Genomic DNA, 4,691 nt, shown 5'->3' with positions numbered 1-4,691 from the left:
AAATGACGTAAAGCAGCACCGTGAAACCTGCTCCAGTGCATGCCATTACGCCAATTGTTTGCTCCGTACTTCTTTGCTCCAAACTCTAAAACTTTACCGATTTCAATCAGTGCCAACGGCGGGATTAGTTCAACACGCGCCTTACCAGCATCATCCTTATGCGCTTCGTTTGTGCTATGTGAACGCATATAAACTCTGTCGTCATCGCCAAATTCTTCAGTGCCACAAACATCTGCATTGCCATAAATCGCGGCGTCACCATATACCTTCACTGCATTAGAAACTCTTGCCATGTCAAAAACACGAGCATCTTCCAAAACACAAGCACCGCCAAAAACCCGTGCATCGCCAGAAACCTCAGCACCACCATAAACCCAAGCATTGTCATAAACCTTGGCATTCCCATAAACCTCAGCACCGCCAAAAACCTTAGCACTATCATAAACTTCGGCATATCCATGAACCTTGGCATATTCATAGACCCTAGCATTGCCATAAACACGGGCATCGCCAGAAACATGAGAAAAACCAAGAACATTGGCATCACCAAAAACCTTGGCATTGTTCCCAACCCAACAATTACCATCATGGGATAGGTTGCCTTCTTTTTCTATCCAACCACCTAATTCGCCAGCCTTAACATCTCCAAAGCTTCTCAATGCTTCTATGAGATGAAGGGTTCTGCCATTAATTTTACTTGTTTCATTTGTTAGTTTATATTTCTTTTCTACAGCCATCATCACCTCCTTAAGGCTGCAAAGTCTCACGCGCGCTATCAACGCCGGAACTTTTTGCAAATGTAGTCATTGGGGGGTGTTGCTCTTGCATTAATCTCTGCAAGCGCTCGGGATAAAAAAAATCTTCTGGACGCAAATCTATCCCATGATCACGTGCGTAATCTAAAATTTTTTGCTGGTGTTTTGCTGGCATGTCACGCCATCTATAAACAGATGACACATCTCTTTGCACTATGGTTGCTACAGTTTTGAAACCACCTAAATATTTTATAATTAATCTCGAAGGCATATGTAATCTCCATAACAGCGCAATAAATAATTGCGTTTTATGCACAAGTCAACGAAATTATGCTTTTTTATCATTTTTGCACATTTGCATAAAAATATATTTTCAAGGATTATACGAACCATGGAACAAGATATTCAGTCCAAACTTAAGCTATGGATTAAAGAGCGTCTTAACGAACGAGGACACGGCGCACAAACATTATTAGCATCACATTTAGAACTACACCCATCAGCAGTGAATCGCATGCTTAATACCTATCAAAATGGTAAAACGCGAGATATAACCATAGATGAACTAGTAAAGATTTCTGAATTTTTTAACGAACCTCCCCCCAGTTTTTACAAAGAAGTAGACTTAGATTTTATGAAAATATGTGCATCACTTGATCCAGTTGACAAAGAAGCGGTGCTTGATTTTCTTGAATTATTAAAAAAATTAAAAACAAAATAAGTAATAATTAACTGCTCTTTTTCATTGAATAATGAAAAAACAGATTCTATTTTTTTATCTATATCGCTCATAAACATCTCCCAAATTGTGGATAGCGCATAATTTAATTATATATTTTAAGATTTATTTTTGCGTTTTATGCAAAATTTTAATTGACTTGTGCATAAAATACAATTATCACTGCACCATACCCCGAAAAAAAAAACCTATGTCAAGGCGTTTTTTTCAAAATGTATTTAAATATTTTGATATGGAGGCATTTGTGAAGAAACCAGTGTTTATAAATTCTGATGAAATTCTCTTAGTGATGTGCGAAAATGAAGAGCAAAATCTCGCTAAATCTGGTCCTTTCTTAGAAGAAAGTGACATGATCAAATTTATCGACCAAGCCGATAATGCTGTCCAAATTTTGCGTATTGAACCAACGACTAATCGTTGCGAAGATATCTCTGAAGATATTGCCGAATTCTATCTTAAAGAATGTGAAGAGCAGTGTTTCAACGGAAACATTCCTCACGATTTTATTCTACACAGCACAGCATACGGTTTTTTTTTAGATGATATAAAACAGCGCGAATATGATGATGCAATGTATGGTTCTTACGAACAACAACACCGTTTGCGTCCTTGTGATGTGCTTTAAAAGCTAAAGGCGTTTTTAAAAGACGCCACCTTCTCTTATCAATATTGGTAATTCAAAGAGATTATAAAAATGGATAATCCTATCACTATTACAAATAACACCATTAACGAAGAAAGCGTTCAAACAGTCAACGCACGTGATTTGCATAGTTTTTTAGAAGTAGGTAAAAAATTTGCGGACTGGATTACTGAACGTATCAACAAATATAATTTGGTAGAAAATCAAGACTTTGTTTGCTTCCCTATTTTGGGAAGCAAAGGAAGGGGTGGTCACAATCGTAAAGACTATCATCTAACTCTAAGCGTAGCCAAAGAGCTTTCTATGCTTGAAAACAATAAGAAAGGTAAACAAGCCCGTCAATATTTTATTGAATGCGAGCGGCGTGCAAAGCAAGTTCTTACACCACAAATCGATTACTCAAGTCCACAAGTAATGTTAGGTGTATTAACTCATCTAAAAAATGAAAATGAGCGTAAAGACATCATCATTGAAGATTTAAAACCAAAAGCAATGGCTCTTGAAAGCTTACAACGCTCTGATGGGCTCTTCGGTCTTACTGAAGCCGCTAAAGTGCTCGAAATGCAACCAAAACAATTCATTCTCTTCCTACAGAAAAAAGGATGGGTGTATCGACGCACTTTCGGGGATCGCTTATTGCCTTATCAGGATAAAATCCAAAAAGGACTAATGGATTGTCCCACCATTACACTTCAAACCGCAAGTGGAATAGAAAAAGTCATTCCTTGCGCAAAAATCACAGCAAAAGGAATTGGTATGTTGTCTCAAGAGATTAAAAAACAAAACATGCATTAAGGGAAATAAACCATGGAAAAAAAATATGAACTTACTGATGAAACAATTGAGTTTGATGGCAGAACTCTCCACCGCATACGTTCATTGAGAAGCTTCGGAAAAATCAAGAAAGGTGACCTAGGCGGCTTTATAGAAGGTGAGAGCAACTTAAGTCATGAAGGAGACTGTTGGGTTTATGATGATGCCATGGTTTATAGCGGTGCAAAAGTTTACAACAATGCCAAGGTATTTGATAACTCAAAAGTTTGTTATTTTGCAAATATTTATGAAAATGCAACAATTCATCATAACGCAAAAATATATGGTGGTCGTATTTTTGGAAAAGCACATGTTTACGAAAATGCAAGTGTTCATTGCAATGCAGAAGTGTATGGTAACGCACACATTTACGGAGATTCAGAGGTTCGTGGAGGCAGTATTATCACAACGAGCGAGAGAAGATAATTATTATGTATAGATATGAAATTAAACCTACTTTGTGTTCGCAGTTAGTTGTGAGAAATACCCACAATCCAGGTGAACTTTGTATAACGATCTCTGGAGATAAGGGCGAGCCCTATGTAGATACCATAATCTCTAAAGACAAAATAGATGCCTTCTTAAGTGAAGAGAATATCGTGCCAATGGAACTCATAGGATCGCAATGCTTTGCATTTTCATACGAATTCAGACCGTTTGCATGCACTAGATTTGAAATGATACCACCCAATTCAGATGAATCTTTCTTGTTGACGCTATATTCTGATCATTGTGCATATATAAAACGCATTCCAATTGATCGGATTGTACAACCTGTAAAGACAAAACTCTAACACCCCAAAACCAGTCTTTTAACACCAGCGTGATTCACGCCACGGATGAATTGCGCGCAATGTAGGAAATCAAGATGAGTGAACAAAACACTAACCTAATAGAAATTGAAGAAACACATCATTTAGCCGTCGAACAAACTGTCATGGAACGTATTTTAAATAAAGCCTTAGAAAGTGATGTCGATATGGATCGCTTAGAGCGTCTTCTCAAATTGCGAGAACAAGAGATAGAACGACAAGAGCGCCAAAACTTTGTCCGTGATCTTTCGGCTGTGCAAATGGCATACAAAAATATCGAACAAAACGCCATTAATACACATACTAAAAGCAAATACGCTACGCTTGATCAGTACATTGATGCTGTAAAGAAAGGGCTTGCAACATACAACTTTGCTTTGTTTGCTCGTATTAAAAATCAAACAGAAAAAAACATTACCATAGAAATAACTCTGTCTCATCCTTCAGGCAATCAAATCTCAACAGAAGGAACATTTCCAATTGACAATGCAGGCTCTAAAAATAACATACAATCAGTTGGTTCCACAATTACCTACGCACGAAGATACCTGTTAGGCATGCTTCTTAATGTAGCAAGTAAAGAAGACGATACAGATGGAAACCCGCCTATTAAAAAGGCTTTTCCACAACAGATCAATGAAATCAGAAGACTCATAGTACAAACCCAAGCAGAAGAAGAAAAAATACTTGCTTATGTCGACGTCAAAAAGCTTGACGATATGTCTGAAGGACAAGCACAAACGGTATTACATCTTTTGAAAAAGAAACAAAACAAGCAAAAGGTAGAAACAGATTCTACTATACAAGATGCCGATACACCAACACCACACGAACAAAGAACGGCGGTGTGAGATGGAACAAAGAACAGCAGAATGGTTTCAAGCGCGCTTGGGTAAAGTCACCGCATCAAACATTTACAGCGTACTCAG

At 37.6% G+C, this 4,691-nt stretch carries 7 protein-coding genes and 1 pseudogene; 6 read left to right on the top strand and 2 right to left on the bottom strand.

The annotated features are described in order from the left end of the window. Together ACFIJR_RS08660 and ACFIJR_RS08655 are read right to left on the bottom strand one after the other, a co-directional pair. Positions 1–737, bottom strand: a 737-nt coding sequence (locus ACFIJR_RS08660; RefSeq protein WP_375654025.1) for a dATP/dGTP diphosphohydrolase domain-containing protein, incomplete at its 3' end; no start/stop codon positions are given. A 10-nt stretch (positions 738–747) separates the two neighbouring features. Next, positions 748–1,026, bottom strand: a complete 279-nt coding sequence (locus ACFIJR_RS08655) for a hypothetical protein (protein WP_375638624.1) — start codon at positions 1,024–1,026, stop codon at positions 748–750. Between the two features lie 120 nt (positions 1,027–1,146). Between ACFIJR_RS08655 and ACFIJR_RS08650 the strand changes: the two genes are divergently transcribed. The 6 genes and pseudogenes from ACFIJR_RS08650 to ACFIJR_RS08625 all read left to right on the top strand — a co-directional run. Continuing rightward, a complete protein-coding gene (locus ACFIJR_RS08650) occupies positions 1,147–1,476 on the top strand; it encodes a helix-turn-helix transcriptional regulator (protein WP_208439714.1) in 330 nt (109 codons plus the stop codon). Between the two features lie 262 nt (positions 1,477–1,738). After that, positions 1,739–2,119 carry a hypothetical protein gene (locus tag ACFIJR_RS08645; RefSeq protein ID WP_375649616.1) on the top strand — a complete coding sequence of 127 codons (381 nt, stop codon included), beginning with the start codon at positions 1,739–1,741 and terminating at the stop codon, positions 2,117–2,119. 69 nt (positions 2,120–2,188) lie between these two features. Beyond that, positions 2,189–2,932: an antA/AntB antirepressor family protein gene (locus ACFIJR_RS08640; RefSeq protein WP_375626999.1), complete on the top strand. Its 744-nt coding sequence runs from the start codon at positions 2,189–2,191 to the stop codon at positions 2,930–2,932. 12 nt (positions 2,933–2,944) lie between these two features. After that, positions 2,945–3,376 carry a hypothetical protein gene (locus ACFIJR_RS08635; RefSeq protein WP_252619730.1) on the top strand — a complete coding sequence of 144 codons (432 nt, stop codon included), beginning with the start codon at positions 2,945–2,947 and terminating at the stop codon, positions 3,374–3,376. A 442-nt stretch (positions 3,377–3,818) separates the two neighbouring features. Continuing rightward, the gene (locus tag ACFIJR_RS08630; protein ID WP_375654023.1) at positions 3,819–4,613 is read left to right on the top strand and encodes an ERF family protein; all 795 of its coding nucleotides are present in this window, start codon (positions 3,819–3,821) and stop codon (positions 4,611–4,613) included. A 1-nt stretch (position 4,614) separates the two neighbouring features. Next, positions 4,615–4,691 (top strand): annotated as a pseudogene (locus ACFIJR_RS08625) (exonuclease); the annotation flags it as partial.

This window comes from Bartonella sp. OD88NMGDW (assembly GCF_042193775.1).
GTDB classification, from domain to species: Bacteria; Pseudomonadota; Alphaproteobacteria; order Rhizobiales; family Rhizobiaceae; genus Bartonella; species Bartonella grahamii.
Note: the sequence above shows the minus strand (reverse complement) of the source record. Positions and strands in the feature narration are given on the sequence as shown.

Coding starts and splice junctions, on each gene's coding strand:
- ACFIJR_RS08655 (WP_375638624.1), bottom strand. CDS start 1,026: ATGCCTTCGAGATTAATTATAAAATATTTAGGTGGTTTCAAAACTGTA.
- ACFIJR_RS08630 (WP_375654023.1), top strand. CDS start 3,819: ATGAGTGAACAAAACACTAACCTAATAGAAATTGAAGAAACACATCAT.
- ACFIJR_RS08635 (WP_252619730.1), top strand. CDS start 2,945: ATGGAAAAAAAATATGAACTTACTGATGAAACAATTGAGTTTGATGGC.
- ACFIJR_RS08640 (WP_375626999.1), top strand. CDS start 2,189: ATGGATAATCCTATCACTATTACAAATAACACCATTAACGAAGAAAGC.
- ACFIJR_RS08650 (WP_208439714.1), top strand. CDS start 1,147: ATGGAACAAGATATTCAGTCCAAACTTAAGCTATGGATTAAAGAGCGT.